General features: G+C 65.3%; 38 protein-coding genes. 30 read left to right on the top strand and 8 right to left on the bottom strand.

The annotated features are described in order from the left end of the window. Window positions 1-13: 13 nt before the first annotated feature. The gene (locus MMSR116_RS28865; protein ID WP_106428257.1) at window positions 14-646 is read left to right on the top strand and encodes a TadE/TadG family type IV pilus assembly protein; all 633 of its coding nucleotides are present in this window, start codon (window positions 14-16) and stop codon (window positions 644-646) included. 498 nt (window positions 647-1,144) lie between these two features. Further along, complete coding sequence (locus MMSR116_RS28860) at window positions 1,145-2,005, top strand: SPFH domain-containing protein (RefSeq protein WP_010684364.1); 861 nt, start codon at window positions 1,145-1,147, stop codon at window positions 2,003-2,005. Between the two features lie 115 nt (window positions 2,006-2,120). On the opposite strand, the gene MMSR116_RS28855 is transcribed toward MMSR116_RS28860, so the two are convergent. From MMSR116_RS28855 to MMSR116_RS28830, 6 genes are all read right to left on the bottom strand, one after another. Next, the gene (locus MMSR116_RS28855) at window positions 2,121-3,029 is read right to left on the bottom strand and encodes a class I SAM-dependent methyltransferase (RefSeq protein WP_158169214.1); all 909 of its coding nucleotides are present in this window, start codon (window positions 3,027-3,029) and stop codon (window positions 2,121-2,123) included. A 381-nt stretch (window positions 3,030-3,410) separates the two neighbouring features. Further along, entirely contained in the window at window positions 3,411-4,364 is a 954-nt protein-coding gene (locus MMSR116_RS28850) for a class I SAM-dependent methyltransferase (RefSeq protein ID WP_010684362.1), read from the bottom strand. 456 nt (window positions 4,365-4,820) lie between these two features. After that, window positions 4,821-7,181: an EAL domain-containing protein gene (locus MMSR116_RS28845; protein WP_010684361.1), complete on the bottom strand. Its 2,361-nt coding sequence runs from the start codon at window positions 7,179-7,181 to the stop codon at window positions 4,821-4,823. Between the two features lie 497 nt (window positions 7,182-7,678). Further along, a complete protein-coding gene (locus tag MMSR116_RS28840) occupies window positions 7,679-8,743 on the bottom strand; it encodes an HD-GYP domain-containing protein (RefSeq protein WP_010684360.1) in 1,065 nt (354 codons plus the stop codon). 69 nt (window positions 8,744-8,812) lie between these two features. Next, window positions 8,813-10,297, bottom strand: a complete 1,485-nt coding sequence (locus tag MMSR116_RS28835) for a methyl-accepting chemotaxis protein (RefSeq protein ID WP_010684359.1) — start codon at window positions 10,295-10,297, stop codon at window positions 8,813-8,815. Window positions 10,298-10,530: 233 nt separating this feature from the next. After that, window positions 10,531-11,010, bottom strand: a complete 480-nt coding sequence (locus MMSR116_RS28830; RefSeq protein WP_010684358.1) for a PAS domain-containing protein — start codon at window positions 11,008-11,010, stop codon at window positions 10,531-10,533. 491 nt (window positions 11,011-11,501) lie between these two features. On the opposite strand from MMSR116_RS28830, the gene MMSR116_RS28825 reads away from it, so the two are divergent. From MMSR116_RS28825 to MMSR116_RS28720, 22 genes are all read left to right on the top strand, one after another. Next, window positions 11,502-11,804, top strand: coding sequence for a hypothetical protein (locus MMSR116_RS28825; RefSeq protein WP_158169212.1), 303 nt, complete (start codon window positions 11,502-11,504; stop codon window positions 11,802-11,804). Window positions 11,805-11,936: 132 nt separating this feature from the next. Next, complete coding sequence (locus tag MMSR116_RS28820) at window positions 11,937-12,821, top strand: hypothetical protein (RefSeq protein WP_010684356.1); 885 nt, start codon at window positions 11,937-11,939, stop codon at window positions 12,819-12,821. A gap of 287 nt (window positions 12,822-13,108) precedes the next feature. After that, the gene (locus MMSR116_RS28815; protein WP_010684355.1) at window positions 13,109-13,384 is read left to right on the top strand and encodes a hypothetical protein; all 276 of its coding nucleotides are present in this window, start codon (window positions 13,109-13,111) and stop codon (window positions 13,382-13,384) included. A 63-nt stretch (window positions 13,385-13,447) separates the two neighbouring features. Further along, a complete protein-coding gene (locus MMSR116_RS28810; protein ID WP_010684354.1) occupies window positions 13,448-13,612 on the top strand; it encodes a hypothetical protein in 165 nt (54 codons plus the stop codon). Between the two features lie 6 nt (window positions 13,613-13,618). After that, complete coding sequence (locus tag MMSR116_RS28805) at window positions 13,619-13,993, top strand: hypothetical protein (protein WP_158169210.1); 375 nt, start codon at window positions 13,619-13,621, stop codon at window positions 13,991-13,993. Beyond that, window positions 13,993-14,139: a hypothetical protein gene (locus MMSR116_RS28800; RefSeq protein ID WP_158169208.1), complete on the top strand. Its 147-nt coding sequence runs from the start codon at window positions 13,993-13,995 to the stop codon at window positions 14,137-14,139. The genes MMSR116_RS28805 and MMSR116_RS28800 overlap by 1 nt, the downstream gene beginning before the upstream one ends. 1 nt (window position 14,140) lies before the next feature. Continuing rightward, entirely contained in the window at window positions 14,141-14,311 is a 171-nt protein-coding gene (locus MMSR116_RS28795) for a hypothetical protein (RefSeq protein WP_010684352.1), read from the top strand. Then, complete coding sequence (locus MMSR116_RS28790) at window positions 14,308-14,601, top strand: hypothetical protein (protein ID WP_010684351.1); 294 nt, start codon at window positions 14,308-14,310, stop codon at window positions 14,599-14,601. The genes MMSR116_RS28795 and MMSR116_RS28790 overlap by 4 nt, the downstream gene beginning before the upstream one ends. Next, window positions 14,598-14,801, top strand: coding sequence for a hypothetical protein (locus tag MMSR116_RS28785; protein ID WP_010684350.1), 204 nt, complete (start codon window positions 14,598-14,600; stop codon window positions 14,799-14,801). The genes MMSR116_RS28790 and MMSR116_RS28785 overlap by 4 nt, the downstream gene beginning before the upstream one ends. Further along, window positions 14,798-15,202, top strand: coding sequence for a hypothetical protein (locus MMSR116_RS28780; protein WP_010684349.1), 405 nt, complete (start codon window positions 14,798-14,800; stop codon window positions 15,200-15,202). Before MMSR116_RS28785 ends, MMSR116_RS28780 begins: the two co-directional genes overlap by 4 nt. Further along, window positions 15,186-15,332, top strand: a complete 147-nt coding sequence (locus MMSR116_RS28775) for a hypothetical protein (RefSeq protein WP_158169206.1) — start codon at window positions 15,186-15,188, stop codon at window positions 15,330-15,332. The genes MMSR116_RS28780 and MMSR116_RS28775 overlap by 17 nt, the downstream gene beginning before the upstream one ends. 160 nt (window positions 15,333-15,492) lie before the next feature. After that, window positions 15,493-16,341, top strand: coding sequence for a recombinase family protein (locus MMSR116_RS28770; protein ID WP_010684347.1), 849 nt, complete (start codon window positions 15,493-15,495; stop codon window positions 16,339-16,341). A gap of 5 nt (window positions 16,342-16,346) precedes the next feature. Continuing rightward, on the top strand, window positions 16,347-16,607 hold the full coding sequence (locus MMSR116_RS28765) for a hypothetical protein (protein ID WP_010684346.1): 261 nt from the start codon (window positions 16,347-16,349) through the stop codon (window positions 16,605-16,607). 2 nt (window positions 16,608-16,609) lie between these two features. Further along, entirely contained in the window at window positions 16,610-16,816 is a 207-nt protein-coding gene (locus MMSR116_RS28760) for a hypothetical protein (RefSeq protein WP_010684345.1), read from the top strand. 8 nt (window positions 16,817-16,824) lie between these two features. Continuing rightward, entirely contained in the window at window positions 16,825-17,049 is a 225-nt protein-coding gene (locus tag MMSR116_RS28755; protein ID WP_010684344.1) for a hypothetical protein, read from the top strand. 87 nt (window positions 17,050-17,136) lie between these two features. Then, window positions 17,137-17,865, top strand: coding sequence for a hypothetical protein (locus MMSR116_RS28750; protein WP_010684343.1), 729 nt, complete (start codon window positions 17,137-17,139; stop codon window positions 17,863-17,865). Window positions 17,866-18,354: 489 nt separating this feature from the next. Further along, window positions 18,355-18,921, top strand: a complete 567-nt coding sequence (locus tag MMSR116_RS28745; RefSeq protein ID WP_010684341.1) for a terminase small subunit — start codon at window positions 18,355-18,357, stop codon at window positions 18,919-18,921. Next, window positions 18,881-20,278, top strand: a complete 1,398-nt coding sequence (locus tag MMSR116_RS28740; protein WP_051072197.1) for a terminase gpA endonuclease subunit — start codon at window positions 18,881-18,883, stop codon at window positions 20,276-20,278. The genes MMSR116_RS28745 and MMSR116_RS28740 overlap by 41 nt, the downstream gene beginning before the upstream one ends. Further along, window positions 20,275-21,324 carry a hypothetical protein gene (locus tag MMSR116_RS28735; RefSeq protein WP_010684339.1) on the top strand — a complete coding sequence of 350 codons (1,050 nt, stop codon included), beginning with the start codon at window positions 20,275-20,277 and terminating at the stop codon, window positions 21,322-21,324. The genes MMSR116_RS28740 and MMSR116_RS28735 overlap by 4 nt, the downstream gene beginning before the upstream one ends. A gap of 11 nt (window positions 21,325-21,335) precedes the next feature. After that, complete coding sequence (locus MMSR116_RS28730; protein ID WP_010684338.1) at window positions 21,336-21,899, top strand: hypothetical protein; 564 nt, start codon at window positions 21,336-21,338, stop codon at window positions 21,897-21,899. Window positions 21,900-21,954: 55 nt separating this feature from the next. Beyond that, window positions 21,955-22,266: a hypothetical protein gene (locus MMSR116_RS28725; protein ID WP_010684337.1), complete on the top strand. Its 312-nt coding sequence runs from the start codon at window positions 21,955-21,957 to the stop codon at window positions 22,264-22,266. 2 nt (window positions 22,267-22,268) lie between these two features. Continuing rightward, entirely contained in the window at window positions 22,269-22,688 is a 420-nt protein-coding gene (locus tag MMSR116_RS28720) for a hypothetical protein (RefSeq protein ID WP_039893374.1), read from the top strand. Here the strand turns inward: MMSR116_RS28720 and MMSR116_RS28715 are convergent. Further along, window positions 22,680-22,895, bottom strand: a complete 216-nt coding sequence (locus MMSR116_RS28715) for a hypothetical protein (RefSeq protein WP_010684335.1) — start codon at window positions 22,893-22,895, stop codon at window positions 22,680-22,682. The genes MMSR116_RS28720 and MMSR116_RS28715 overlap by 9 nt on opposite strands. Before the next feature lie 79 nt (window positions 22,896-22,974). Between MMSR116_RS28715 and MMSR116_RS28710 the strand changes: the two genes are divergently transcribed. From MMSR116_RS28710 to MMSR116_RS28685, 6 genes are all read left to right on the top strand, one after another. Next, on the top strand, window positions 22,975-23,406 hold the full coding sequence (locus MMSR116_RS28710) for a septal ring lytic transglycosylase RlpA family protein (protein WP_010684334.1): 432 nt from the start codon (window positions 22,975-22,977) through the stop codon (window positions 23,404-23,406). Beyond that, a complete protein-coding gene (locus MMSR116_RS28705) occupies window positions 23,406-23,630 on the top strand; it encodes a hypothetical protein (protein WP_010684333.1) in 225 nt (74 codons plus the stop codon). Before MMSR116_RS28710 ends, MMSR116_RS28705 begins: the two co-directional genes overlap by 1 nt. A 15-nt stretch (window positions 23,631-23,645) precedes the next feature. Beyond that, the gene (locus MMSR116_RS28700) at window positions 23,646-24,701 is read left to right on the top strand and encodes a peptidoglycan-binding protein (RefSeq protein ID WP_010684332.1); all 1,056 of its coding nucleotides are present in this window, start codon (window positions 23,646-23,648) and stop codon (window positions 24,699-24,701) included. Further along, a complete protein-coding gene (locus tag MMSR116_RS28695) occupies window positions 24,701-25,150 on the top strand; it encodes a hypothetical protein (protein ID WP_010684331.1) in 450 nt (149 codons plus the stop codon). Before MMSR116_RS28700 ends, MMSR116_RS28695 begins: the two co-directional genes overlap by 1 nt. Beyond that, a complete protein-coding gene (locus MMSR116_RS28690) occupies window positions 25,074-25,397 on the top strand; it encodes a hypothetical protein (protein WP_039893368.1) in 324 nt (107 codons plus the stop codon). The genes MMSR116_RS28695 and MMSR116_RS28690 overlap by 77 nt, the downstream gene beginning before the upstream one ends. Window positions 25,398-25,517: 120 nt before the next feature. Then, entirely contained in the window at window positions 25,518-26,153 is a 636-nt protein-coding gene (locus tag MMSR116_RS28685; RefSeq protein WP_010684329.1) for a hypothetical protein, read from the top strand. 87 nt (window positions 26,154-26,240) lie between these two features. Here MMSR116_RS28685 and MMSR116_RS28680 read toward each other — a convergent pair whose 3' ends face one another. Continuing rightward, window positions 26,241-26,819: a hypothetical protein gene (locus MMSR116_RS28680; protein WP_010684328.1), complete on the bottom strand. Its 579-nt coding sequence runs from the start codon at window positions 26,817-26,819 to the stop codon at window positions 26,241-26,243. Window positions 26,820-26,879: the final 60 nt, after the last annotated feature.

Genomic DNA, 26,879 nt, shown 5'->3' with positions numbered 1-26,879 from the left:
CATGAAATGGTCAATGCACGACGGGATCCGTCGCATCCGCAGCTTGTCCGACCTGTGTGACGACACCCGCGGTGTCTCAGCCATCGAGTTCGCGCTAATCTTGCCCATAATGCTGATGCTGTTGTTTGGCATCACAGAATTTGGCCGCGCGTTCGATCACTACCGTAAGGTAACACTTCTGGCGCGTACTTTAGCGGATATCGCATCCCAGGGAGACACGCAGACACCGATGGCAGCGGCGACGTTGAGCGACATCTTCGCGTCAGCCAAACTTGTTCTGACGCCCTATCCGAACAACACAGCTCAGATCGTGATCAGCGCGCTCGGCGTTGCAGCGGACGGTGTAGGACAGCTACCGCGGGTGTGCTCCAGTTACGCGACGGGCAATGGCACAGCACGAGCTGTCGGCACGGCAGCCGATTTGAAGGTGCCGGAAGGCTTTCAACTTGCCGGAATGCGCTACGTCTTGGCCGAAGTGAGCGTGCCGTATCCAGCTTTATTCGGAAGCAATATTATGCGGCTTGTGGGTGGCGCCAATAACCAGTTCACATTCAAAGCCAGCGTCCCATGGCCGACCCGCGGCGGTCAAGCGGTAAAATCCACCTACAATGAAATCGTTTTACCCAATGGCAAGGCGTGCTCCTGATCCAACTTGCGATGCCCAAAATGATGCAGATCGAGCTTCAAGTATCCATCTTCTTGTCTCAATCGACGCGTGCTGCAGCGATTATTCTGGCATTGTGTTCGAGCTTCGATTGAGCCGTGCGGCAACACTGAACGCGCATGAGCGGTATCCTGGCAACCGCGCTTGATCCAAGAACATGCGAGGAACGACAGGCGGCGCTTTCGGCTGCTCCACCGCGATTGATGCTCGTCCGCCCAGAAGGTCTCGAGCCCTTTCGTGAGCCCGCGTCCTGCGCCGACGTCGGGCGCCGGCTGATAACGGCGTTCCGGGCGATGCCGTGCATCGCAATCTAGGCGCCGCGCGGTTGGGCCCTCAAACGACATCGAATGCCGCCAGTCGCGCTATACAGTAGACGCGGACGACAGCGTCGTGCGGATGCGATGAGGGGCGATGGCCAAGGGCACACAACTGGAACGACAGATGGGTGATCGCGGTCCTGCGCAGAAGGGAGCAAAGAAGGTGAACTACGTCAGGCTGGGCCTCATCGGCATCGCAGGCCTCGTCGCCCTCTCCGTCGTCGGAGGCTCGTTCTACACGGTCGACCAGCGCAAGCGCGTGGTGCTGCTCACCAACGGCGCAGTAGTTGGTGAGGCCGACCCAGGCCTGCACTGGAAACTGCCGTTCGTGCAGTCGGCCGTGTCGATCAGCGTCGAGTCCCATCGGGTCGAGTTCGACAAGATGGAGGCCTACTCCCGCGACCAGCAGCCAGCGGTGATGAAGCTGTCCGTGCTCTACCACGTCCCGACCGATCGGGTGTCCGAGGTCTACAGTCGGTTCACATCGACCGCGAACCTTGAGGACCGCGTGGTCGAGCCCAAGGTGCTGGAGCAGTCCAAGAACGTGTTCGGCCAGTTCGATGCGGTCACAGCCGTCCAGGAGCGCGTGCGCCTCAACGCCCAGATGGCCGGCGCCATCCACGAGGCGATCGGCGGTATGAACGCGCCGATCGTGATCGAGGCCGTGCAGATCGAGGACATCCAGTTCTCGCCGGAGTACATGCGTTCGATCGAGCAGCGGATGCAAGCCTCCGTCGAGGTCGACCGGCTCAAGCAGAACGCGCTGCGCGAGAAGGTCCAGGCCGAGATCGTCGGCACCAAGGCCGGTGCGGAAGCGAACGCGATCCGCCAGCGTGCGCAGGCCGAGGCTGACGCGACCAAACTCCGGGGCGACGCGGAGGCCAGTGCAATCCGGGCCCGAGCCGAGGCGCTCGGTTCGAACCCGGGCCTGGTCGCGCTCACGCAGGCCGAGCGCTGGGACGGCAAGTTGCCGACCACGATGGTGCCGGGCGCCACGATGCCGATGATGAACGTGGGGAAGTGATCATCGCGACGTACCTGAACATTTACCTCGCCACAGCGTCGACCTCGACGTGCAGGGCGCTGACCACCGCCGGGCACGTATCGTCAGTTGCCTATGACGCAGCGTATAGCTGCCGCTAATTGCGATCTGCAAACACCTCTAAATAAACGACGTTGCGTGGCTGATCGCGGAAGATCCTATATGAAGCCTTTGGGAAAGCGGCATCAGCAAGTGTTTGCAGGTCTTGCTCGTTGCGATAGATCAAGCACCAATCCATGAAACCGGCCATAAACCCGCGACCATGACTGTCTCGAGTGAAATTCGCAACCGAAAGCACACCCCCCGGCTTGAGCCGACTGAACATCGCTTTCATGAGCGCGACTGCCGTCGTATCTTGGAGATAATCAAATAGCCCAGCAGAATACACGAGGTCGTAATTTTTGTGAATTGATCGACCTTTCAGAAGGGAGGTAAAATTCTTGTTTTCTCCGAAGATATTATATTCCTTGTATGTCGCTCGAGCTTCTGAAATTGAAGATAAATCTTGGTCGAGCGCTGTAAATATGATGTTTGTATCAGAAGTTATCTCTCTCAATCGGTCGAGTTCCCGCATGTGGCCTGAGGCTACCGACAGAACCTCTGCGATTTCGCGAGAACGCATAAGGCTTCCTAAAAGAGTGGCCAGATAGTCCCTGCGCCATAAGATGCTTTTTGCATTAGGCAACGTTGTCGTCGCCTCATGTATCAACCCTGCTAAGCCGTCCAGCGACGATCGAGCCGGCCTATAGATATAATCCAACATTACGGCGTCGCCGGCATAACCACGCGGCTTCTCGAATGCGCGCCGCGAATATGGATCCGTCAACAGAAGTTCTGACAGCGGATGGTCGAGGCAGGATGATTGGAAAGTCTTGAGACATCCATCAGCGATCGCCTCATCGAACGATGTCCCGAGTTCTGTCGCGAGCCAATCTATGGCTGCGAGCCTCGGCTCGGTCGACAGGCTTGTATGAGCCTCATTCAGAATGCTCTTCAAGCGATCCATATCCCGCTCCGAAGGTTAACGCTTGTTAACCTCGGATAGTGGGTATCATAAAGGTTTTGTTAACCACAATGGTTGCTGTCGGGATACCAACCCATATTCGAAAGCATGGTTAATTTGCCTGCGGAGGATTAGCCGAATTGGCCTTTTTGACGGGCAAAAGTGCCATTTGCTGTAAGATTGACTGTGGCTTATTGCGAAGCCCTGCCGGTCTTCCGCACCAGAACTCAATTGATGGCGAAAGATCAGGTCTCGATCGCAGCGTCAAAATCCGCCCCGGCCAATAATAGGCTCTGAGCAGGTCAGCCTCTCGGCCGTCAACGAACCGTCAGCCTACAATCAAATCTGAGTGAAAGCAGTCTGCGAGGCTTGCATATTCTCCAGTCAGCCGCGCTTTGTCGCCGTGAGATAGACCACCGTATCTAGCGGATCGATCCAGACGTCGATGCTCGCTATGCTTTCCTGAGGAAGCTTAGATGTAAGTGCTAACATATCATTCTTTGTCCGATATATTAGCCTCCAATCCATGACGATATCCATGTAGCCCCTTTCCCTGATGCTCGGAAGGAAATTCGCGAATGATATCGATCCCCCGGGATTAAGAGCTTCAAAAGCTACGGAGATGACCTTTCTGGCAACGCGATCATCGAGATAATCGAAAAGACCTGCCGCATATATGAAATCATAAGTCTCACGCCATGATCTATTGCGTATGAAATCTATAATTGATCTGTGCCGGATTTCCACATTTCTGCCAATCAGTGACCTTGTTGCCTCATTAACAGCTAACACGTCACTGTCCGCGCCAACAATTCTGATTGTATCCTCGGTAACCGCACGAGAGAACAACGCTTCTCGCAAATGCCCGCAGGCAAGCGCCAGAGCCTGCGCACGCCCACTCCGCTCAGAAGCGATCCGATCTAGGAATGCTCCGTAGTACCCTCTTCGGAAGCGGATAGCATCACAACTGGGCGATCGCATAAATGTTTCGAAAATGAAGCGGCCTTGTTCAGTGATTGTCTGGCGGCCAGCTCCGTGGCCATAGAACAAGTCGATTAGCGATGCATCGCCGGGAAAACCACGCGGCTTGTTGAAGGCGTGATATGAATACGGGTCTTGCATTAGCAGCGCAAATGATTTGTGCGCTCTGACAATATCTTGTATGTCGGAGATATCTTTATTGCTTTCAAGGCTTGGTCTAAAATCATTCATCTTATCAAGTAGTAAATAAAGTCGATTGCCATCTAATCCATTTATTGCATCGTACACTTCGTCAAGAAGTGTAATTAATTCGAAATTATTGGTTTTGCCCAAACTATGATGCGCTAATTCGTCCATGAACCATGCTCGACTCACCACAGCTTTAGCCGTAAGTCACATGAAGAGCGTCATTCGGCAAGCCGTTTGTAATTCAGAATTCAGTCACATGCAGCGACAATGGGACGGCTGCAGACGTTTATGACTAAGCAACCTGCATCGGCGTCAATTCAGGATTGATGCGCAATAACCGCAATGATCCCGAGACGTCTTATCCGCTTCAGGAGCAAGAACCAAGATTTTCTTGTTCCTATCGAACGCAGATACGTTCACACATGCCGCTCCGCGGCCAGTGCAGCCGAGGCAGCCTTGAACCCAACCTCCGGAAGCTCACCTGCAAGGGTCACGTCGTCCAGAACTTGCTAGGAACGACAAATGGCGCTTTGGGCCGCGCCACTTTCGATATCGTGGCCCTCACCGGCATTGTGTCGAGTGCTTGATCCAAACTTCGATGCAGTGAGCTATTCTGAGAGCGCTTCAGGCTGCCTGCTTCATCTCGTTCAAGAACAGCTGGAATGCCGCGGCGGGTAGCGGCCGGCTAACGTGATAGCCTTGAACTTGGCCGCAGTGTTCCGCAGCGACAAATGCGTACTGCTCGGCCGTCTCCACGCCCTCCACCGTCGTCGACATGCCTAGGCCCGCGCCCATGGTGATGATAGCCCGGACGATTGCTGCACTTTCGGCATCGCCTGGCAGCATGCGAACGAAAGAACGGTCGATCTTGATTTTGGAGAAGGGAAAGCGGCGCAGATAGCTGAGTGATGAGTATCCCGTTCCAAAATCGTCCATCGCGAGACCGACGCCGATCGACCTGAGCCGTGTCAGCATCCCGAGGGTACGTTCCTCGTCGTCGAGGAGGACACCCTCCGTAATCTCGAGTTCGAGCCTTTCGGCCTCCAAACCTGTCGCCTTCAGGACGGCAAGGACGGTCTCCGGAAGCTTGTCGTCGCGAAATTGCACCGGCGAGAGGTTGACGGCGATTTTGATCGCTTGGGGCCATGAAACAGCTTGCGAGCATGCTGCGTGCAGCACCCAAGCCCCCATCTGCATGATGAGCCCGGTTTCCTCGGCGAGCGGGATGAAGTCCGCCGGGGGGATTAGTCCATTCTTAGGATGACGCCAGCGGATCAGCGCTTCCGCCGCAGTCACAAACCCGGTCTGCACGTCGACGAGGGGCTGGAAGTGCAGTTCGAACTCACCGTCGCTGAGAGCGCGGCGCATATCGACTTCCATCCGGCTGCGAACCTGGATCCGCTCGGCCATCGCCGGCTCGAACACCCGGAAGGTCGCCCTTCCCGCCGCCTTGGCCTTGTACAAGGCGAGGTCGGCGTTCCGCAGCAGATCCTCCAACCTGCTTTCACTGGTCAATGCGAGCGCGATGCCAACGCTCACGCCCACATGGACGAGGTGGGTATCGAGCAGAAAGACACGGTTGATCGTCTCCACGATGCGCGCTGCGACGCTTTGCGGCTCCTGGTCATCCGCGACACGCATGAGCAGGACGCCAAATTCATCGCCGCCTAGGCGCGCGAGAACGTTTCCTTCGCCGATGATGCCCTGCAGACGCGCGGAGACCTTGCGCAGTAGCTCATCCCCCATGGCATGGCCAAGCGTATCGTTGACGGTCTTGAAGCGATCGAGATCCAGCATCAACACCGCGAGACCACCGTCCTGCTCACGCAGAGCCGCGATATGATGGACCAGAAGATCGTCGAACCGAGCGCGGTTCGACAGGCCTGTCACGGCGTCGGTGAACGCGAGGGTGCGCAGGCGAGCTTCGGATTGGAGGCGCTCCCGTTGATCGCGGAAGGCGATGACCGTCTGACGCTTGTGGCCGAGGGAGATTTCCTTGCGTAGGACTCGGACTGGCACGCCCTCGCCGTCTGCACCGACGAGTTCAGCGTCGCGTTCAACTTGCTCCGGGAGGTCGTCAAGAACGAGGCCTGGCAAAAGGCGCGCGATGCTGCAACCGATCAGGTCCGCCTGTGTCATACCCGAGAGCTGCTCAAGGCTCCGGTTGGCGGTCGTGATCACGGCCGCGTCGCAAACCGCGAGCCCTTCCAGGGCGAGGCTGGCCAGTTCGCGCAATCTCTCGCGATCCCGGCGGAGTTGGGCCTTCGCATTGAGGGTCATGCGTAGGCCGACGAACGCCAAGACCAGGAGGCCCAACGAGACAGCCGCGATGATCGGCGCGATGGTCGATGGCGATATAGCGGAGTTCGGCAGCGTAACCTGTGGATCGTAGGTCAGGACCAGCGCGGTCATGCCGCCGAGGTGCAGGATCACGATCGAGCCGAGCAGAAGTGCCACAGCGCAGTGGCGCAACATGCGGCTGCGTTCGCCGGCGACGATCATCGCTAGAGATGACAGGGCGAGGCTGATGACGATGGATCCAATCACGAGGTCCATGTTCCATGTGGCGTACCCGGTTACGCGGTAGGACACCTGTCCGACATAGTGGAGCCCCGTGACTCCGAGACCCAGGATCGCGCCGGCAGCGGCGCGACGTGTCCGGCTGCGTCGGCCGATGACAAGGCCGACCCCTGCACCGATGCCAGCGACTACGATCAGGAGGGAGAGCGCCGTGAGGGTGGGTTCGAAACCGGCGTCCATGCCAGGTCTGAAGGCGAGGAGGGCAATCATATGTGTCGCCCAGGCCGTACATCCGGAAGCGACGATGCTGGCGACCGCCCATTTGCGCCGTACCGAGCCCTCAGAACGAGCTGCATGTGCCGCTATGGCGGAGGCCGCGTAGATGCCGATGGCGCAGACGGAAGCCGCAAGGAACAATAATGCTTCATCGTGACGCTCTGTAATGCATGTTAATATCGTATGCATATCGGCCTCGCTTCCGTCCCAATAGAAGCAACGGGCGTTAATATAAGCCAAAGAAGCGTTTTAATGTCTGCCAATGGACAAACGAAGGCCCAGTGATCGGGGTAAAGCAGCATATGTTAGTCTATAAAATGCCAGTTCACCGCTGACGAGCGGCGCTAAGCAGGTGGAGAAGATCACACAGCATAAGCGTCATGACATTTGCTTCGCAGTCGGTCGGGCCCCACGACTCGCCCGATCGGAGGTGACTGCCTCGATCAACGTGGCCGCGGAGCGACGGCAGACCTCCTTGGAACTTGCTGGGAACAACAAGTGGCGCATTGGGCCGCGCCACCGCGTCCGATGCTCGTCCGAGCAGAAGGACTCGATCCTATTCGTGAGCCCTGTGCTGGAGTTCGCAGTGAGCAATTTCAGTCGGTCCGCTCCAGAGCAGCTGAGGCTTCTGAACGAACATCCGTAGCTCCAGTCCAAGCCGCGGTACGGATCTTCTCGGCGCGCCGTCAGCTCGGCAACGTCGCTGGGGGCAGCGATGGATCGTAGGCCGTCGCCACCGGCTGGAACGCCCGCACGAGGTCGCCGTCGAGACGATCTGTCATGCCGCTTAGGATACTGAAGGCCTTCGCGCCGGCCAGCGGAGCGCGGTAGGGACGGCGCTCGATCAGCGCACCGTAGACGTCGCAGACCGTGACCAACCGTACGAGGTCGGGGATCTCGCAGCCTTTGAGACGATCCGGGTAGCCGGTGCCGTCGAGCATCTCATGGTGAGAGCGCACCACCGTCAGCATCGTTTCCTCGAAGCCCCGGCCGACGAGCATCGCGTGGCTGTAGCCGGGATGCGTCCGCATGATCCGCATCTCGGCCGCATTCAAAGGACCGGGCTTGTTCAGGATCGCGGGCGGGACGGCGATCTTGCCGACGTCGTGGAGCAGCGCGGCTTTCGCCAAGCTGTGGCGGTCCGGCGCGCCCAGGCCCAGTGACCCGGCGAACGCGACGGCGAGGCCAGCGACGAGCAGGCAGTGCTGGTGCGTGGCGTCGTCGAAGCGCCGGACCGCACGGATCCAATTCCGGATCCCGCTCTCGCGCACCGCTCCCGACACGATCTCTGTGCCGGTGTCGATGATCGCCGAGGACAGATCCCGGCCGGGCACGAACGTCTCGCGCAGGAACTGCCGCGCTTGATCGGCCTGCCGCCTCGTCTTCGACGGCGTAGCCTCGGTTTGCTCCTGCAGGCAGGCCAGCGCCTCATCGAGCAGACGCATGGCGGCCGCGGCGCTCAAGGTCCCTGACGCGCCGAGCAGATCGGCTTGGATGTGCGTGCGGGCCGAGTTGTCGTGCAACAGGAAGAGAAAGGGCGTGCCGGAGCCGCGGACGTGGGGGAGCACGCCGCGCAGGCGCAGGATCGCCTCGGACGTGAGATCCTTCACGTCGCTGACGATCAGTTCGGCTCTCGGCGGCGGCGCGTCGTCGTAGAGGTCGTGGATGCGGCAGGCCCGGAAGGCGCCGAGATGACGGGCGAGCCGCTCCGTTCGGCTCAGGTCGTCGCTGATCAGCAGTAACTCACTCATGGCGCGAACGTGATCGTCTCCCCGCGAGCCCCCTTGCGATAGTCCCAGTCCGATAGTGTCGGCGTGTGCTCAACCGACCGCGCGGGCCGCTTCGCGAACTTGGCGCGTCGCGACATCGACCTGCTCGCTCGCCCTGGCGATCGCCTCCATACCGCCGGCGATCGTCGCCACCCCGTGCGCGGCCGTGTGCATGCTGCCCGACATCTCGCGCGTGACGGCCGACTGCTCCTCGACCGCCGCCGCGATCGCGGCCGAGACCTCGTCCAGCGCTCGGATCGTGCCCTGGATCGAGCCGATCGCGCCGACAGCCTCGCGCGTGGCCCCCTGCGTCGCCGTGATTTGCACCCGGATCTGGTCCGTCGCTTTGGCCGTCTGCTCGGCCAGGGCCTTCACCTCGGAAGCCACCACCGCGAAACCCTTGCCGGCGGCGCCCGCGCGGGCCGCCTCGATGGTGGCATTGAGCGCCAGCAGATTGGTTTGAGAGGCGATCCCCTGGATCATCGTCACCACTTCGCCGATCTGCGCCGCCTGCCCGCTCAGGCCTTCGACGATGCTGCTCGTGTGCCGGGCCTGTTCCACGGCCTCGCCGGCCATGCGCGCGGCGTGACTGACCTGCTGACTGATCTCGCCGACCGAGGCCGACAGCTCCTCCGCGCCCGAGGCCACAGACTGGATGTCGTTCGAGACTTGGCCCACCGTGCCGACGGCCTCGGCCGTCTGCCGTGTGACATCCTCGACCGCGGTACCGATCGCGTCGAGATCGGCGCCGATCGATCGTTGCGCATCGACCCGGCGCTGGCGCTCGTGCACTTGCGCGGTGATGTCGGCGGCGAACTTCACCACCTTGAACACCCTTCCGTCCGCGTCGGTGATGGGGTTGTAGGTGGCCTGGATCCAGACCTCGCGGCCGCCCCGGGCGATGCGCCGGAACTCGCCGGCCGCGAACTGACCCCGCGCGAGATCGGCCCAGAACCCACGATACTCCGCACCAGCCTGTTCAGCGCCGTCCACGAACAGGCTGTGATGCCGGCCGCGGATCTCGTCGAGGCGGTAGCCGACGGCGCCGAGGAAGTTCTGGTTGGCGTCGAGGATCGTGCCGGTCGGATCGAAGGCGATCACCGCCTGCGAGCGGTGCAGGGCTGCGATCTGGCCGTCGCTGTCCAGCGCCCGCAGTTTCTGCGCGGTGACGTCAGTGGCGAACATGACCAGTTTCACGACATGGCCGGCACGATCGCGCACCGGGTTGTAGCTCGCCTGAAGCCACACGGTCCGCCCGCCTTTGGCGACGCGCTTGAACTCGGCGGTTTGAAACGTGCCTTGCCGCAGAGCGTCCCAGAAGGCGCGGTACTCGGCGCTGGCGCGCTGCTCCGCCTCGACGAGCATTGCGTGGTTCTGCCCCCGCACCTCGGGCAGGGTGTAGCCCATCGCGGTCAGGAAGTTGGCGTTGGCGGTAAGGATGGTGCCGTCGGTCAGGAACTCGACAATGGCCTGCGATCGCTCCAGCGCCTCGAACTTGGCCGCGGTGTCGGCATGCTTTCCCGTCCCACCCAACATGGCTTTTCTCTCTCGGACGCGCTGAGATCGCTGGACGACGGATCGAGCTTACACGACCGAAAGGCATTACGCCTGCGGGCCGCGTTGCCACAGAAGCTCTTGATCTCACGCTGCGCGATAAGCGTTACTTGCTGCTTAATCACAGCACGAAGCCGCATCTAAAATCACGAATGTAACGCAGGTTACATTTCAGACACTGCTATTACCAAGTTCTCAGCGGCTATCGATAGGGCTCATGCGTGCTCGAATACGGCGAGCGCGCGGAACGACCCTGTTAATAGAGTCTTGCTTACAATGGCGGGCTCGTAGCGGCCAGCGCCGTTGACGGCGGGACGACCGATCCGGCGGAGCACCTCGCGCTCGAACGAGACGAAGTTCTCGATGCGCCCGTCGGCCGCGCGCAGGGGCCGGCAATCGATCTCGGCGCGATACTTGGCACCGTCGGCGCGGTAATTGGTCAGATAGCCATGGAAGCGCTCACCCGACGCCAGGGCGCGGTGAAAGGCATCGAGCGTCGCGCGACGTGTGTCTCTGCCCTGCATGAAGCGCGGGCTGCGGCCGATGACGTCGGGCAGATCGCGACCAACTAGGCGCCCGAAGGCGGAATTGGCGTAGAGGATGGTCGGACCGGGAGCGTCGACCACCGCGTCAGTGACGAGGACGCCGATATCGGCATCTTGTGCCAGGGCGCGGATGAGTTCGAGGGCTGTCATGACGCCATAACGCTACAGCCGTGCTAGCCGTATTACATCCATCGCACGCATAGCCGTTGAGCAGAATGCGCGCTGATCTCAACGCAGGCGCGACGCTTCGCAAATCGCCCGGGTGGTATCGCGACTTTCATAGCCAATCAGAGCTCAGGTCAGAGCTCAGGCGCCCACGCCAACGGCCGGCGTGTGACCGCCTTCGGGAAGCCCTGACGATCATCAGCATGTCCGCCTCAGGTCGCAAGCGGCCCCGGCGTGCCATTAATCTGTGGGGCGAGGTTAGTTACGGATCTCTCGCGGCGCTGAAGCCACCTCGCTGGAGGCTTGCTTCAAACCCTCTACCCGGCGGCATCCCGGCAACGGTCAGCCCGCCTGGAACATGGTAGGAACTGAGTGCGGCAGTTTGGGCCGCGTCTCCGCGATCGATGCCGCTTCGCCAGGAAGGCCCGCCGCTCCACCCCGCCCTCGGCCACACACCCAGCTGGACGAGCGGAGACGTGTTGCTCTGGATGAAGCGGTCGATGCACACGGATCCGCGCGTGCGCGGTCCAGCGGAGATCCGGCCCGTCATGTGGCCGAACGACTACCTCGACATCCTCGACCCGCTCTGGGCGCGCAAACGGGACATTCTGCTGGCCTGGGCCAGATGCCGGGCCGCGAAGGAAAGCTTTCAGGAGTTCATCCGCGGACGCGGCTGGGGTTCGGCGGCGACGATCTACCGGCTTCGTGACGAAGCCGCCGAACAGATCGCTGATGGGATCAACGCGGCGATCGTGCGCAGCCTAACTGAGAAGAATTGAGCTTGACACTGAGAAAACTGGCACCGGATCAACCATGCGTTGCTGCTTCGTTTTTGAACCGGCACAACATTGGGGACCACCGTGCCGGCATCGACGCAGAGCACCACCCAGAGCGCACCGAAGCGCCGTAAGATGACGATTGAGGACGCCCTGCGCTGGGCGATCCGCGACGAACTGCCGAAGCGCCGCCAGGACGCCCCGATCCGCGGGCCGCAGTGCGCGTCGGACCCGGTCTGGCGCATGGTCGCGATGGGCGGCCCGGTCGACAACTGGTCCCGTGAGCCGGGCATGCCGCCGGCCATGGGCGATCCTCACCCGGACGCCATAACGATCGAGGCGCACCTCCAGGTGCTCAGCGAGACGCTGAAGCGGGCGGCCGTCGGATCCGCGGTCTGCCCGCTCGATCTCTCGCCCTATCCCATCCAGGTCGCGCTGCGCGGCAAGGCCAGCCTTGAGGTGATGAGCTCCGCCGCGATGGACGCCACGCCCTCCTGGCTCGTGACCGGCGCGATCCGCAGGCCTCCTGAGATCGCCGGCGGCATCGAGGTCGAGCCGGTGATGGCCAAGAACAACAAGGTCGCCATCTGGCGGACCGTGCACACGACCTGCGGCGAAGGCCCGGACGGCAAACAGTGGTTCACCGGCCACGACGAAGTCGCGACCGTGAAGGGCGACAGCCGTGACACCGGCCTGTTCTGCAAACTGAACTACACCCGTACTGGCGTCGAGGTCCTCGAGGAGCAGCTGCGCTACGCCTACTGGCACGCGGCACTCGTCTACCTCGTGCCGGCGCTGCAGTTCCTGACTAGCATCGAGGTTCTGCCGCCCAAGGCGCCGATCGCGCCGTGGCTGGAGCCGGAGGAAGAAGAGCGAGCACCGCTGCCGAACCTGCGCCCGCGCCGTCACGTCGAGAGGGATCGCCGAGTGGCTGGTCGTCGTGCGGCACCGCTGCGGGCCTCGCCGGTCCGGAAGATCGACCTGCGAGATTGGACGCCGCCGACCCAAAGGACAGCTTGACCGGGTCTGAGGCTTGCGGTAGTTCGGATGCGCAGAAATTTAGGAAGGCTCTGGCGGAGACCCGCCGGGGCCTTCGTCGTTTCGGGCCGCGCGGCCCGTGCGAGATGGTGCGGCGTGCATCGCACGTGAAAAAGGCATCGCAGTAAGCCGGCCAGCCAGGACGCCCGAAAGACCCACAGCTGCCGTGAGGCAGGGGTTGAAGCTGTAGCCCCGGCCCGCACCTTCCCCATCCGCTCCCAAAGCGGATCAATCCTTGGTAGGCTCGCTCCCATGACGGATCCGCGGCCGTGACCGAACGCGACATCGTCGAGCGCCTGCACGGCCTCTGCCTTCTGGCGGATCGCCTGCGCGCTCCGAGTCACCGTCACACCCAGGAAGACTACGTCGCCGACCGCGACGAGATCCGCGATCACGCCCGTCGCTTCTATCGGGACCTGACGGGCAACTGGCCGGGCCACGAGGCCGATGCCGCTGGACCCGAGCGCCGCGCACGCCCGGCGGTCCCGACCGCTGTCCTGCGCCACCGTGAGCGCACCAAGGCCGCCCGCGCCGCCCGCGCCTGACGGTCTGCCCACACACCGATCCCGACCCCGCCCTCGCGCGGGGTTTTTCCATTTGGACTGCCCATGCCGCTCCGCCAGCGCCAAGCCACCGTCGCGATGTGCGACGCGGTGCTTGCCTGCCAGGCGTGCACGCCGGATCTCCGGCGCCGCGCCGAGCGCCTGCGCGCCCGCGTCTCCGGAGACTGCTCCCGGGTGAGCTTCGGCACCCTCGTCATCGTGGTGATCTGAGTGCAGTTGCAGGATACCCCACTGCGCGTCGGCGTCTCCGCGGATGTGCGGGGTTACTCCGCCTCCGAGCGCCTGGACGCAGGCAAGCCGACCCCGGCCGAGAAGCGCCGGTCCGGCCGCACGCGTCGCATGATCATGGACCTGCCGAAGAGCGGCGCGGTGGTGATCGTCCACTCGCCTTCCGTGATCGGCCTCTTCCGCGACCTCATCCGCGCGGTGCGCGGCGACGACGTCGCGAACGTCACGCGCGTCGTGGCGGCTCCCACCGTCCTCGACGAACTCGCCGTGGTGCGCGGTCTCAGCCTGCCGGTGTTCCGCGACCACTTCGTCGAGGAGCAGCGCGAGCACGCCCGCGGCGTCCTGCACGCCTGGAGGCAGTGATGCCCCGGCTCGTCGCGCGCTTGGCTCTGATGATCGGCTTGCGCCGCGCCGCGCCGATCCGCTCCTGGCGCGATCCGGCCCCGGCGCTGTGCATCGGGCGTCCAGTGCACGCCGGCCGCGCCCTGTCCGTCGGCGAAGCCCCCTGACATGGACGGCCCCTTCTTCGACTACGTGCCCGCGGCTGATGTCGTCACGCGCACCGCCGAGTGGCCGATCGCATCCAGCGCGGTCGCGCCGATGATCGCCTGGGCCATCGTCGCGCTGATCCTGATCAGCCTGACTGTCGTGCTTCTGCCGACCAAGAGCTCACGCCGATGACCATTCGCGGCCTGCTGGCGCTCCTCATCCTGGAGATGGCGCTGGCGACCGCGATCCTGCTCGGCGCCATGGGCCCGGGCCACGCCGCCGTCCTCGGCTGGCGCATCGAAGTCCAGGCCTGCACCAAGGCCTGCCGGGTGATGCTCGGCCGCGAGCGGACCGAGAGCAAGTACGTCTGCATGACGCGCGCCGGCCGCATCGCCGAGTTCGCCGACCTCACCAAGCTGCTGCCGGCCGGAGCGCGGATCACCGCCCGCTGCCTGCCCGTCGAAGGGATGCCCGGCGCATGAACACGGTCTTCGCCCTAATCCTGGTGTGCGCTGCCTCGACCGCGCAGCCCGAGTGCACGCGCGAGACCGCGCTCAACGTCGCCACCATCAAGGTGCCGTCCGTCTTCGCCTGCCTGATGACCGGCCAGACGACGGTCGCCCGTGAAGAGCTGCTCGGCGATGGCCGCTACACCAAGGTGGAGTGCGGCGGACGGCCATGAGCTCGCGTCGCCGCCTCGCATGGTCGAACGAACTCAGCCGGATCCGGTCCGATCGCTCGACCCGCCCCGAGGTCCGTGAGGAGCGCCTTCGCGCGACCCGCTCGTCGGCTGTCGCCCTGTCCGCGTGGCGTGGTGTCTCCGGACGCCGCTACGTCGTCGCCGTCTTCACGCTCGACCAGGCCGTCTCATCCGACGCGCCCGGCGCCGTGTTCCTGGCGGTCCGCCGCGGTGATGACGGCCTCGCCCGCATCGTCGGCGCCGGACATCGCGGCGCGATGTGGGAGGCCCTGGACTGGGCCCGGTCAGATCGCGCCAACGAACTGCACCTCTACCAGCTCGCCGAGTCGGACGAGGAGCGCGATCGCATCGTCGAGGACCTGGTAAGTGACGATGCGCTCTGAGCTGCGCCACCGCCTCGACCTCTGGTCGCTCCTCGACGTCTACCGCTGCACGGCGGAGATCTGGATCGAAGCCAACACCCAGCTGCCGTTCGCAATCGCGGACGCGTGGCTGACGCTGATGCGGGCCTGACCATGTTTCGGGCTTGGTACCGCCGGTTCGCGCTGGGGTGCGTGAAGGCCTTCGCGGCCTCGTAACGACCGCCGAAAACACGCCACGTCTGAGTATTCTTGAATAATCAGACAGCGGCCCGCGCCGCGTCCAAAACATTAACAATCACAGAGGTTTGCGGGTGGCTACAAGTAGCGCCCGCGCCCGCCGCGCGATCCGTAGGAATGCGGTCCAGGCGGCCGAGCGCGAGACCGTCCGCACTAAGGCTGTCGGCTACCTGCGGGTGTCGACCGAGGAGCAGGCGCAGTCGGGCTTCGGCCTCGACGCCCAGGAAGACGCGGTCCGCAAGTTCGCCGACGCGACCGGCCTTGAGCTGATCGACGTCATCGCCGACCCCGGGATCTCCGGCACGACCAAGCCGGCTGAACGCCCTGGGTTCAGCCGTGTGGTCGAGCTGGCAACGGAGCGCCGCTTCAGCGTGCTTTTGGTGAAGCGGTTTGATCGGCTGGCGCGCAACATCGCACTCGCGGTCACCACGTCCGCCGAGCTCGACACAGCGCACGGCGTGACGATCCGCTCGGTCACGGAGGCGATCGACACGGGCTCGCCTTCGGGCAAGCTCATCTTCTCGGTGTTCTCGGCCATGGCGGAGAACGAGCGCGACGCGATCGTCGAGCGCACCAAGGGCGGCCGGGTCCAGAAGGCCGGCCAGGGCGGCTTCAGCTGCGGCCGCATTCCGTTCGGCTATCTGTCCGACGGCAAGGGCGGCCTCGTCGTCGATCCGGACCGAGCCCCCGTGGTGCTCCGGATCTTCGAACAGAACGGCGCCGGCCGCACGGTCCGGGCGATTGCCGATGATCTGAACCGCGACGGTATCGTCTCGCCGAAGGGCGGGAGGTGGTGGCCGGGCACGGTCAGCTACGTCCTCAACAACCAGGTCTACGCGGGCCGCACCGAAGTGGTCTTCGTGACTGGCGGCGCGGTCACACACGTCAATCGAAAGGGCGCGCACGCCCGCATCGTCCGGTGAGCACCTTGGCCCAAGAGATCGACCGCCAGCTGGACCGCCTCGAAGTCCGGCACGGCGACATCCTGGTGCTGCGCACCCGCCAGAAGCTGCAGCTGGAGACGGCCGCGAAGTGGCAGGACGACCTGATCCGCATGTGCCGCGACGCCGGCGTCCGCGACGTCACCGTCCTCGTCCTCGACAACGCGACTGAGCTCTCGGTCGAGCGGCCCGCGACGCGCCTGGTGCAGCAGCACCGGGACGTGCCTCAGCTGATGCAGGGATGCTGATCATGGTAGACCAGGTCACGAACGAGCAGATCGCCGACCTCGGCCGCGACCTGCAGGCCGCCCGCAAGGCGCATCGCGCCGCCATCGAGCAGCTGAGCGACGCCCATCGCGCCGTCCGCGCCCGAGAGCTTGACGTCTGGGCCGCCGAGCGCCTCGCCATCCGGTTGCACACGCGTTTTCTGGCGCTCGTCGACCGCACTGCCGCATGAGGCCTCAGATGCATCAGCGCCAATCACCTGCCGATCGCCCGCAGGCCCTCTGCATCCAAGAGCTACGTCACGGCGGGTACGTCGTCACCGCCTTCCCGCATTTCCACCACGAGGTGGAGTTGCTGGCGGCCTTCACCCGCCTTTCGGACGCGGTGAGCTGGATGGAAGATGCCATGCGGGGTGCGCTCGCGGAGGCCAAGCCGGAGGCCGCGGCAGGTGGAGTGCTCGGATGAAATTCATCCGCATCCTCGACCCGCGCACCGGCAAGGTGGTCGCGATCCCGGTGCCAGCGAAGGGCACGCGCTGAATACGGCGGCCCCATGCTGAAGCTCGACGCCAGCGAGTTCGGCTTGAAGGCCGAGGCCGTCGGGCGCGCCGCCAAGCAGGTCCCGTTCGTCGCCGCCTTCGCGCTGACCAGCGCGATGAAGGATGCCCGCGAGGCCGAGCGCGAGACCATGCGGTCCGTGTTCGACCAGCCGTCGAACTTCACGCTCAACAGCCTGATGGTGCGGCCGGCCACGAAGCAGCGGCTCTCGGCCGAGCTCGGGTTCAAGGAAGGCAACGGCTCGATCCCGGCTTGGAAGTATCTCGGCCCTCAGGTCGCCGGCGGCACGCGCCGCCACAAGCGGTTCGAGGTCTTGCTGATCCGCAAGGGCCTGATGCTCGCGGGCGAGTTCGCGGTGCCGAGCACGCGCTGCCCGAAGGACGGCAACGGCAACGTGTCGGGCGCCTTCATCACCCGCATGCTCTCTGCGCTCGGCGCCCAGTCCGACCGCTACCAGAACAGCACGCCGCGTTCGAAGCGCCGGAACGCAGGGCGCAACGTCGAGTACATCGTCTTCCGCAACCACGGGAAGGCGCCGGACGGGATCTACCTGCAGAAGGACAAGTTCGCGGTCCCGATCTTCCTGTTCGTGAAGGGCGTTAGCTACAAGAAGCGCTTCCCCTACTACGAGAAGGCGGGCGCCGTGGTGCCGGCCGCGTACCGGAAGCACTTCCGGGCGGCCTGGGAGCGCTTCGTCGTCAACGACGTGCGGCGGAAGGGCTGATCGCGTAGAGGCTGATGACGCTCAATTGCAGGTCTCTCTGCGGACCGCGGTGCGGTCGCCCGTGGCATCCTCTCTGTTCTCGGCCACAGTGGTGCAGCCATCGCCGTAATCGTGCCTCGTGAGTGTCTTGTCTTCATCTGTCGGATGTTGGACCACGATGGGAGCAGGGTCGTCCCTTTGAACGGTAATCGATTGCGCTTGAGCGACTGCCACTCCAAAGAGCAACAGCCAGCCGGCAGTTGAAATCAGCGTTTGACGCATTTCAGCACCCTGTAGACATGAGTATCTATCCGAACGGAGCTCAGAGTTGGCCGTTCCGGCTCTCGATCTCTGCTTGCAGGGATGGTTACCGGGAACGGCGCGGGAAAGCCCTTCGGAGGGCGCCCCCGTCCAATCCCAGGGTCCTTCCCGGGAGGGGGGGCCGGTGAGGGAAATTCGGACCCCAGTGGTTCACCGTCTCTGAAATTTTGAGAACCGGGGTTGTTGTTGATGTCCGGCGCGATCGACGGTCGGCTGCTCAACCGCATCGAGCTCGCCAAGATCTTCGCCGTCAGCACCAACACCATCTCGACATGGGTCGAGAAGGGCTGCCCGTACGTCGAGCGCGGCAGCAACGGCGTCGAGTACCAGTTCGACTCGGCGGCCGTGATCGACTGGAAGATCCAGCGCGCCGTCGAGAACGTGGCGATGAGCGCCGGCGACGACAGCAGCAAATCTCGGCGGGAGGACGCCGACTGCCGTCGCGCGGTGGCCAACGCGGTCGTGGCCGAGATCGGCGCGGACGAGGCGCTGAAGTCCGTCGTCTCACGGCACGATGCGATCGCCGACCTGGCGACGTTCTGCCAGGTCCTCCGGACCGGCCTGTCGAACATGGCGGCCAAGATCGCTGCCCGCGCCACGACGATGGACAGCGCTCCCGAGATCGAGGCGCTGGCCCGCAAAGAGACCAATCGAGCCTTCGCGGCCGCCAGGCTGGAGCTCGGCCGCCGCTGGCTCCCGGAGAGCGACGCTGACGATGAGCCTCACGGAGCGGATCAACACCCACCGGAGGGGTGAGTACCCGGCCGGGCGCGAAGCCCTGCGCGGGTCGATCGACGCGCTGTTCGATGAGGCGCTGGCCTTCAAGGTGGAGATGAGCGGCTCGGCCTGGGCCGAAAAGTTCGGGCGCATCCCGAAGAGCACGGGGGCGGAGAGCGGCGAGGTGACCCTCTACGGGTACCAGCGCGGGCTCGTTGACGCCTTCTGCGACCCGACGATCCCGCTGGTGTCGGTGCTGAAGGCGGCGCGCGTCGGCTACACCCGCTGCGCGCTGCTGGCGCTGGGCTACCACCTCCACCAGGAACCGACGCTGTGCGCGTTCGCGCAGCCGGTGGCGAAGGATGCAGAGGAGTTCGGCGCCACCGAGATCGCGCCGATGCTGCGCGAGACCCCGGTGCTGGCCGAGATGCTGCGGCCGGTCCGAAAGGGCCATAAACAGGACAGCAACACCTTCTTCCAGCTGTCGAACGGCGCGATCGTGCGGGTGCCCGGCGCCGCCTCGGACGACGCCTTCCGGCGCTACTCGGCCCGTTTCCAGGTCGGCGACGAGTACGACGCGGACGGCTGGACCCCGGGCGCCGGCAGCCAAGGCGACAAGGCCAAGCTGTTCTGGACGCGCGGGGAGACCTTCTACAACCGCAAGCAGATCTTCGGCTCGACGCCGCTCCTGGAGAGCACGAGCCGGATCTGGAAGCGCTGGCTGGCCTCGGACCAGCGCCGGTACTTCGTGCCCTGCCCGCGCTGCGGCGTGTTCCAGTACCTCGACTGGGGCGGAAAGGATCTGCCGCACGGGATGAAGTGGGACCTCGGCCCGGACGGATCGCTCAAGGACGTCTGGTACCAGGGCACCTGCGGCCACACGGTCGACGAGGGCCGCAAGGCCTGGATGGACGAGAACGGTATCTGGCGGCCGACCGCGGTCCCGAAGACGCCCCACGCCGGCTTCCATCTCTGGACCGGCATGTCGCTGAACGCGAACGCGGCCTGGCCCGTGATCGTACAGGAGTGGCTGGAAGCCTGCGACGACCCCGCCGGCAAGGTCCAGACGTTCAACAACAACGTGCTCGGCCGGGTGCATCGGCAGAGCTACGGCCAGGAGATCCGGCCGGACACCTTCCTGGAGCGCCGGGAGGCCTACGGTGCCGAGATCCCGGATTGGGTCCGCACGCTCACGCTCGGCGGCGACGTCCAATCCGGCGCCAACGCCCGCGTCGAGGGCGCGGTCTGGGGCTGGGGCGCGGGTCTCGAATGCGCGCTCATCGGCCACTTCGTCCTACCAGGCGACCCGGCGAAGCCCGAGGTCTGGCAGAACCTCGACCGGCTGCTGCTGCGCGGGTTCGCGCCGATCCTGATGCGGCCGGCCAGGGCTCATTGACTGGGGCGGCCTCGCTCCCGGCGTCGCCGGCGTACGCCGGGGCCGCGCAGCTCGCCGCGGTCGGGTCGGCCGGCCTCGCCCAGCTCCCGGGCGCGGCGGCCGCTTCCTCGGCGATCCTCGCCAGCGCCGCGGCGCTCCTCGATGCGGTGGGCGCGCAGGCCTCCACGGGCGGCGCGCAGGCCTACAGCGCGGCGGTGAGCCTCGCGGCGCAGGCGCTGGCGCAGGCCTCGGGTTCCGGTTCGGTCGCGGTCTCCGCTTCGCTGCCGGCGTCCCTCGGCCTCTCCGGGGCCGCGGCCGGGCTCTACGCGGGCGCGGTGGCGCTGGCGCAGGCGGAGGGCCAGGGCGCGCAGGCGCAGGCCGTGGCGGTCGCCGCGGCGGCGCTCGCCGCGGTGCTGGGCACCGACCTGCGCACCGACGGGGCGCAGGCCTACACGGCGACCGTGGCGCTCGCGGCATCCGTCCTCCAGGCCGCCACCGCCCGGACCGGGACGGCCGCCCTCGCCGCGCTCGCCGCCGCGGCCGGCGCGGGTGTGGCGGGCTCCGCTACGGCGAGCGCATCCGCCGGGCTCGCCGCGGTCGCGGGCTCGACCCACGCCGGCACCCTCGGCGCCAACGCCGCCGCCGCCCTGGCGGCGGGCGCGAGCGTCTCGGCGCAGGCGGCGCTCACCATCGCGGCCTCGACGACGTTCCAGGCCGCGACCCGGGCGCTGGCGACCGGCGGCCTCGTCGTCACCGGCACGCTCACCCTGCCGGCGGCCCCCGGGCTCGCCGGACAGTCCACCACCGCGGTCGGACCGAGCCTCGCCTTCACGGCCCGGCTCGACCAGACCGCGGCCTCGACCATCAGCGGCGCGGCCGCGGCGCAGCTCGCCGCCCAGGCCGCGCTGCAGGCCCTCCTCCAGGTGGGCGACCCCTACGCGGATCTCCCGCGGCTGCAGGGGCTGCGCACCGTCACCCTCACCCTCGAAGGCCGGCGGCAGGGCACGCGCACCCTCGCCGGCACCATGCAGGTCACGCTGACCCTGCAGGGGCTCACGCGCCACTAAGGACTCACGACATGCAGGGACGTTTGGGCGCCGGCCTCGCGGCCGTGGGCGGGGCGATCGCGCGCGCGCTGCTCGGCGGTGCCGTCATGCCGCGCACCTTCCACACCCTCCAGTGCATCGGCCCCGACGGGCAGGTGAAGTGGGAGGAGACCATCGAGAACCTGACGGTCAACACTGGTCTGGCCGACATGCTCTCCAAGTACTGGAAGGGCTCGAACTACACGGGCGCGTTCTACGCCGGCCTCAAGGGCACCGGCACGATCGCGGCCACCGACACCATGGCGAGTCACGCCGGCTGGACCGAGGTGCAGGGCTACTCGCAGGCCGCACGCCCGGCGCTGGTGCTGGGCTCGGTCACCGGCACGACCACCGCCTCGCTCGACAACTCGGCCTCGGTGGCGAGCTACAGCATCAACGCCACCGTCACCGTGGCCGGCGCCTTCATCACCACCGATAGCACCAAGGGCGGCACCGCCGGCATCCTAATCGGCGCGTCCGACTTCGCCACCCCGCGCTCGATGGGGGCCGGCGACACGCTCAACCTCACCACTTCCTTCACCAACACCAGCGGCTGAGCGCAACCGCTCCGCCGTCTGCCCTGCCGCTCGCTCAGATCGGAGATCCGCGCCCATGAAGGCCGTCCGCTTCCTCACCACCGTCGAGCACCGCTTCGTCCATGAGAAGGACGAGGTGGTCTCCGCCCTCAACGACGTCGCCGCCCTCGGCGCACGGATGATCGCGCAGGCCGACGTCCCCGATCTCGACATGCTCGCCTCCGTCTGGAAGGTGCTTGAGGGCGCCGAGATGAGCGTGCCGGAGAAGTGTGCGGCCAAGCTGATCCTGCTGGGCTACGCCGAGCTGGCGGCCGACCCGGTCGCGGCTCCGGTTGTGGAGCCGGCTCCGGTCGCTGAGGCCGTCCCCGTCGCCGCGCCGACTGCCTGACCATGGCCGCCCCCCGAAACGGCCCGGCCCGCGATCAGACCATCAGCGTCTTCCAGGGCGCCGGGGTCCAGTACACGGTGCCGATGAGCGATCCGGACGGCACCCGCCCGGATCTGACCGGCGCAACGGCCGCCTGGTATCTCGGCGCGATGCCGGTCGGGCGGTCGCAGGGCCCGCAGTTCTACGTCGCGGACGCGCCTGAGTCCTTCACGAAGCCTCTGCCGATCGTGGCCGACCCGGCCGTGCCCGGCGCGTTCATGGTGGTCCTCGCCATCGCGCCGACCGACTACGCCGGCTTCTCGCCGCTCGGCTCCTACCAGCACGAGATCTGGATCACCGAGGTCGGCAAGGATCCCTATCCGGCGACCATCGGCCCGTTCGTGATCCACGGCACCGTCAAGGGCGCGGCCACCTCAGTCTGAAATGGAGCCGTGCACGGCCGTCGGCGAGCTCCCGACTGCGCGCTGTACAGTCTCAAGATCGACGCCGATCTTGCCACCGTTTTCGCCGTGCACGCGCGGCCAGTGATGACGCCGCGTCAGCGCCTCGATGTGCTCGACGCTGCAGCCGCAGTGCAGGGCGAGCTCCTGCGGACTGTACCACTCCTTGGCCAGTGCGGGTGCGGTCACGGTCTTCTCCTTCGAGGCGAGCGGCAGGTCTGAGCACCTAACGCGCCGCGCCCGATCCTGACACCTTCGGAGATCCATCATGCTCCTGCAGCGCCTCGCGCTGCGGGCAGTGGTCGCTTGCGCGCTGCTGCTCGCCCCCGTGTCCGCTCGCGCCTGGGAGGGCCGCGTCTCCTGGTATGGCTCCGAGCACGGACAGGCGAAGAACGACGTCGCCTGCAGCCGCCGGACCGTCGGTCACCTCGCCGGCCGCTACAACCCGCAGGGCATGACGGCGGCGCACTGGACGCTGCCGTGCGGGACCCGGGTGCAGGTGACCGACCTCGCGACCGGCCGCAGCGTCGAGGTCACCGTCAACGATCGGGGGCCGCATCCGCGCCTGCACCGCACCCTCGATCTCGCGCAGGGCGCGGCCGAGCGGCTGGGGATCGTCCACCGCGGCGTGATCCACGCGCGACTCGCCATCATCGGCACGCCCGGCGCTGGCCGTCTGCGTCTGGCGGCCTCGCGCTGATGCCGATCCGGATCCTGGTGGCACTGGCAGCCACGTTGGCGATCGCCGCGCCGGCCACCGCATCTTCGCGCCCCCATCTGCCGCCCCGGCCCAGCACCGCGAGCCTCCTGGCGGCCGCGCCGATCGCGCCGAACGGCACGCTCATCCGCGACGGGGAACGCCTGCGCACGCTGGAGCTCGACGAGCTCGCGCCGCTGCGCCTGCGCTTCACCATCCCCTTCTGAACCCTGGTGCCCGTCATGACCGACTTAAAGCGGATCCTGCCCGCAGTCGCGCCGCACGCGCGCGCCGACATCGTGGCGGCGTTCGTGGCGGCCGACGACCGGATCGCGGCCGCCGAGATCACCACGCCGCTGCGCATCGCCCACTTCGTCGCCCAGGTCGCCACGGAGACCGGCGGCCTGACCAAGCTCGAGGAGAGCCTGTTCTACACGGCCGAGCGGCTGTGCGCGGTCTGGCCGAAGCGGTTCCCGAGCCTGGCCGCGGCCAGGCCCTACGCCGGCAACCCGAAGGCGCTGGCCGAGAAGGTCTACGGCGGTCGCCTCGGCAACGTGCAGCCCGGCGACGGGTGGCGATACCGCGGCGGCGGCGCGCTCCAGACCACGGGCCGCGCGAACTACCGCGCCGCCGGGTTCGAGGCCAATCCGGACAAGCTCCGAGCCCCCGCCGGCGCGATCGCGGCCGCGCTCACCTACTGGACCGACAACGACTGCAACGCGCTCGCCGATGCCGACGACGTCGAGGCCCTGCGCCGGCGGGTGAACGGCGGGACGATCGGGCTCTCCGAGTGCCGCGCCTACCTCGCCAAGGCGAAGGCGGCGCTGCGGGTGATCCCGGCCCAGGCGAGGCTCAAGGCGCTGCGCTACCCCGTCGGCAAGGTCGACGGCGATCACGGCGACCGCACCACGGCCTCCGTGCAGCTCCTGCAGAAGAAGGCCGGCTTGCCCGTCACAGGCGAGCTCGACGATGACACGCTCGCCGCGCTCGACACCGCTGAGGCCCTGCCCGTCGCGGCCAAGGACGCGAACCTCGCCCGCAGCCGCACGGTCCAGGGCGCGGGTGTGGCCGGGTCCTTCGGCTTCGCCGAGGTCGCCCAGAGCGTCAGCGAACTGAAGGACCAGGCCGAGAGCGCGCAGGCCCAGATCTCGGCCGGCACCGTCTTCGGCTTCATCATGGGCGCGCTGATCGTCGCCGGCGCGCTCTACGCCCTCTACGCGCGCTGGGACGATGCCGGCCGGCCCGTGCCGGGCTTCCTCGCGCGCCGCTTCCCCAAGCTCACCGGAGCGCGCCGCTGATGTTCGACTTCTCCTGGACCGCCATCCTCTTGGCGGTCGCGCCCCTCCTATGGGCCGCGATCTCGCCGGTGGCGCTCAAGATCCTGGCCGCGGCCCTCGCCGTCCTGGTGATCGGGCGGATCGTGCTGCCCGCGCGCCTGCGCATTGTCGCCGTCACGGCCGCCGCCGGCGTCGCGGCCTTCGCCTTCTGCTGGCAGGTCGCGGTGACCGATGGGGCGCAGCGCATGCTCGCCCACGATCACGCCGTGGCGCTGCAGGCGGAGCAGCTGCGCGCCGAGAAGGCGGAGGCGATCACCCACGAGGCGCTGGAACTGCGCGCCCGCGACCAGGCCGCTCACGACGCCGACCTCTCCAAGATCAAGGAACTGACCGATGCGCTCGCCCGTGATCCGCGCCGCGACGGCGTGTGCGTTCCTCGGCCTCTCAGTCGGCGGCTGCGCCAGCTTTAGGAACGAGCCGCCCGCGATCGATCCGCTCGCGCCAGCCGATATCCGGGTCACCCTGCCCGAGCCGCCCCAGGGCGTGGCCGCGTGCCTGCGTGAGACCTTCCCGGATATCCCGGATCGATCGCTGACCCGGGCCGACGTCGTGCGCATCATCGGCCGGGCCAAGGTGCTGGACCGGTCGAAGGCGGCCTGCGGGGAACGGGCTGTGGCCTGGATCACGGCCGTGCGGCGCGATTTCGCCAAGCCCTGACCGACACCAAGGCCTGCGAAAGTTTCGCGAGCCTTCTACCCCTCTCCCACGCGGTGGAGGGGCACCCGCGCGCGACCGGAATACCGGCGCGACGCCTCTCCGGCCGTGGGGGCCGCGACCATGACCCAGAACCTCCAGCAGACGCAGCAGATGCAGTCGCCGCCGCTGATCGGCAACCTGGAGGCTCGGCTGGAACGCCAAGAGACCCGCCTCGACGGCTTCGGCTCGATCCTCGACAATGTCGTGAAGAGCCTCGGTGCGCTGAGCGATAAGCTCGATCGGCGCAGCGCCACGCCCTGGGCGGTGATTTGGGGCGCGATGGGCACGTGCGTGACCGTCGCCGCCCTGATCGGTGGCCTCGCGTTCTATCCACTGAAGGACGGGCAGGCCGACCTCAAGAGCTCGTTGCTGCTGATCCAAGACAAGGCCGACAAGCGCATCGAGGCGCTGGCGGCCAACCAGGTCACGCGCGCTGAGCACGAGGTCCACTGGCGCTCTCAGGACCGGGACTACGACTTCATGCGCGACCGGATCGGCCGGGTAGAGAACCGGGCCGTGAAGGGGATCGACGAGATGAAAGCGCGCATGGACCGACTTGAGGATCGCGTCGTCTCCCGCAGCGAGGTACTCGCCCGCAACGAGGCGCAGGACCGAGTGACTAGCATGCTGCGCGGCGAAGTCGACGAGCACATCCGCGCGTTCAACGAGCGGCAGCAGCGAAGGATTGATGCGCTGGAGAACACTCCGCGTCGGTAGCGCTGCTTCACAGCCTACGTCACACCGCTTCGGGCGCCCTGGCTTCGGCCAGGGCGCCTTTTGTCGTTCTAAAGCACTATAAAGAAATCATCTGTCGATGCCCGAGGGCTCGATCTGTTGTTTTTTGTATTCCTGCATCTGTAACTCAAAGGCTTCGAAAAATGTCTCGCACAGTTCATCGAAATCTTTTGCATCTTGGTTGCTGAGAGCCTTTTCATCGGCATGGACAGCCATAAAACTCAGGTCGCGTATTTTTGAATATACATCATAGAGCGGATAAGATCCTTGATAGGGCCTCAGGTCGACAAATATGAAATCTGCAGGTATCTTCCTTTTGCTAAGCGGTAATTTGCTGATTGAAACTGACATTTTATTTTCAAGGTCTACATATCGACTGCGGATTTTGTCCCGAGGCAAAACTCCTCTCGATTTCGACTCATTAGAGATCGTAATTACTTCATCATTTTCGACAATAACTTCTAATTTATTCTGAGCCTCACGGACTTCGTCGCGAAACTTAGCGCCGCCGCCACCAGGGAGTGAAATCTCCTGAAGTCGCTTTGCTAGTGCGCTTAGTTGGTGTCTCAATAAATACAAAAGATACGCGATCACGGCCGGCCATGCGAGCGAGCCTACGATGCTTGAGATGAACTGAAACAGATCCACCGTATAATTTCTCCTGATCGGAAAGCATCTGAAGCTGACTCATCTGCTCGTCGGTCACAG

The sequence above is a fragment of the Methylobacterium mesophilicum SR1.6/6 genome (genome assembly GCF_000364445.2).
Classification (GTDB): Bacteria; Pseudomonadota; Alphaproteobacteria; order Rhizobiales; family Beijerinckiaceae; genus Methylobacterium; species Methylobacterium mesophilicum_A.
This window is presented reverse-complemented; position numbering and strand designations above follow the sequence as displayed.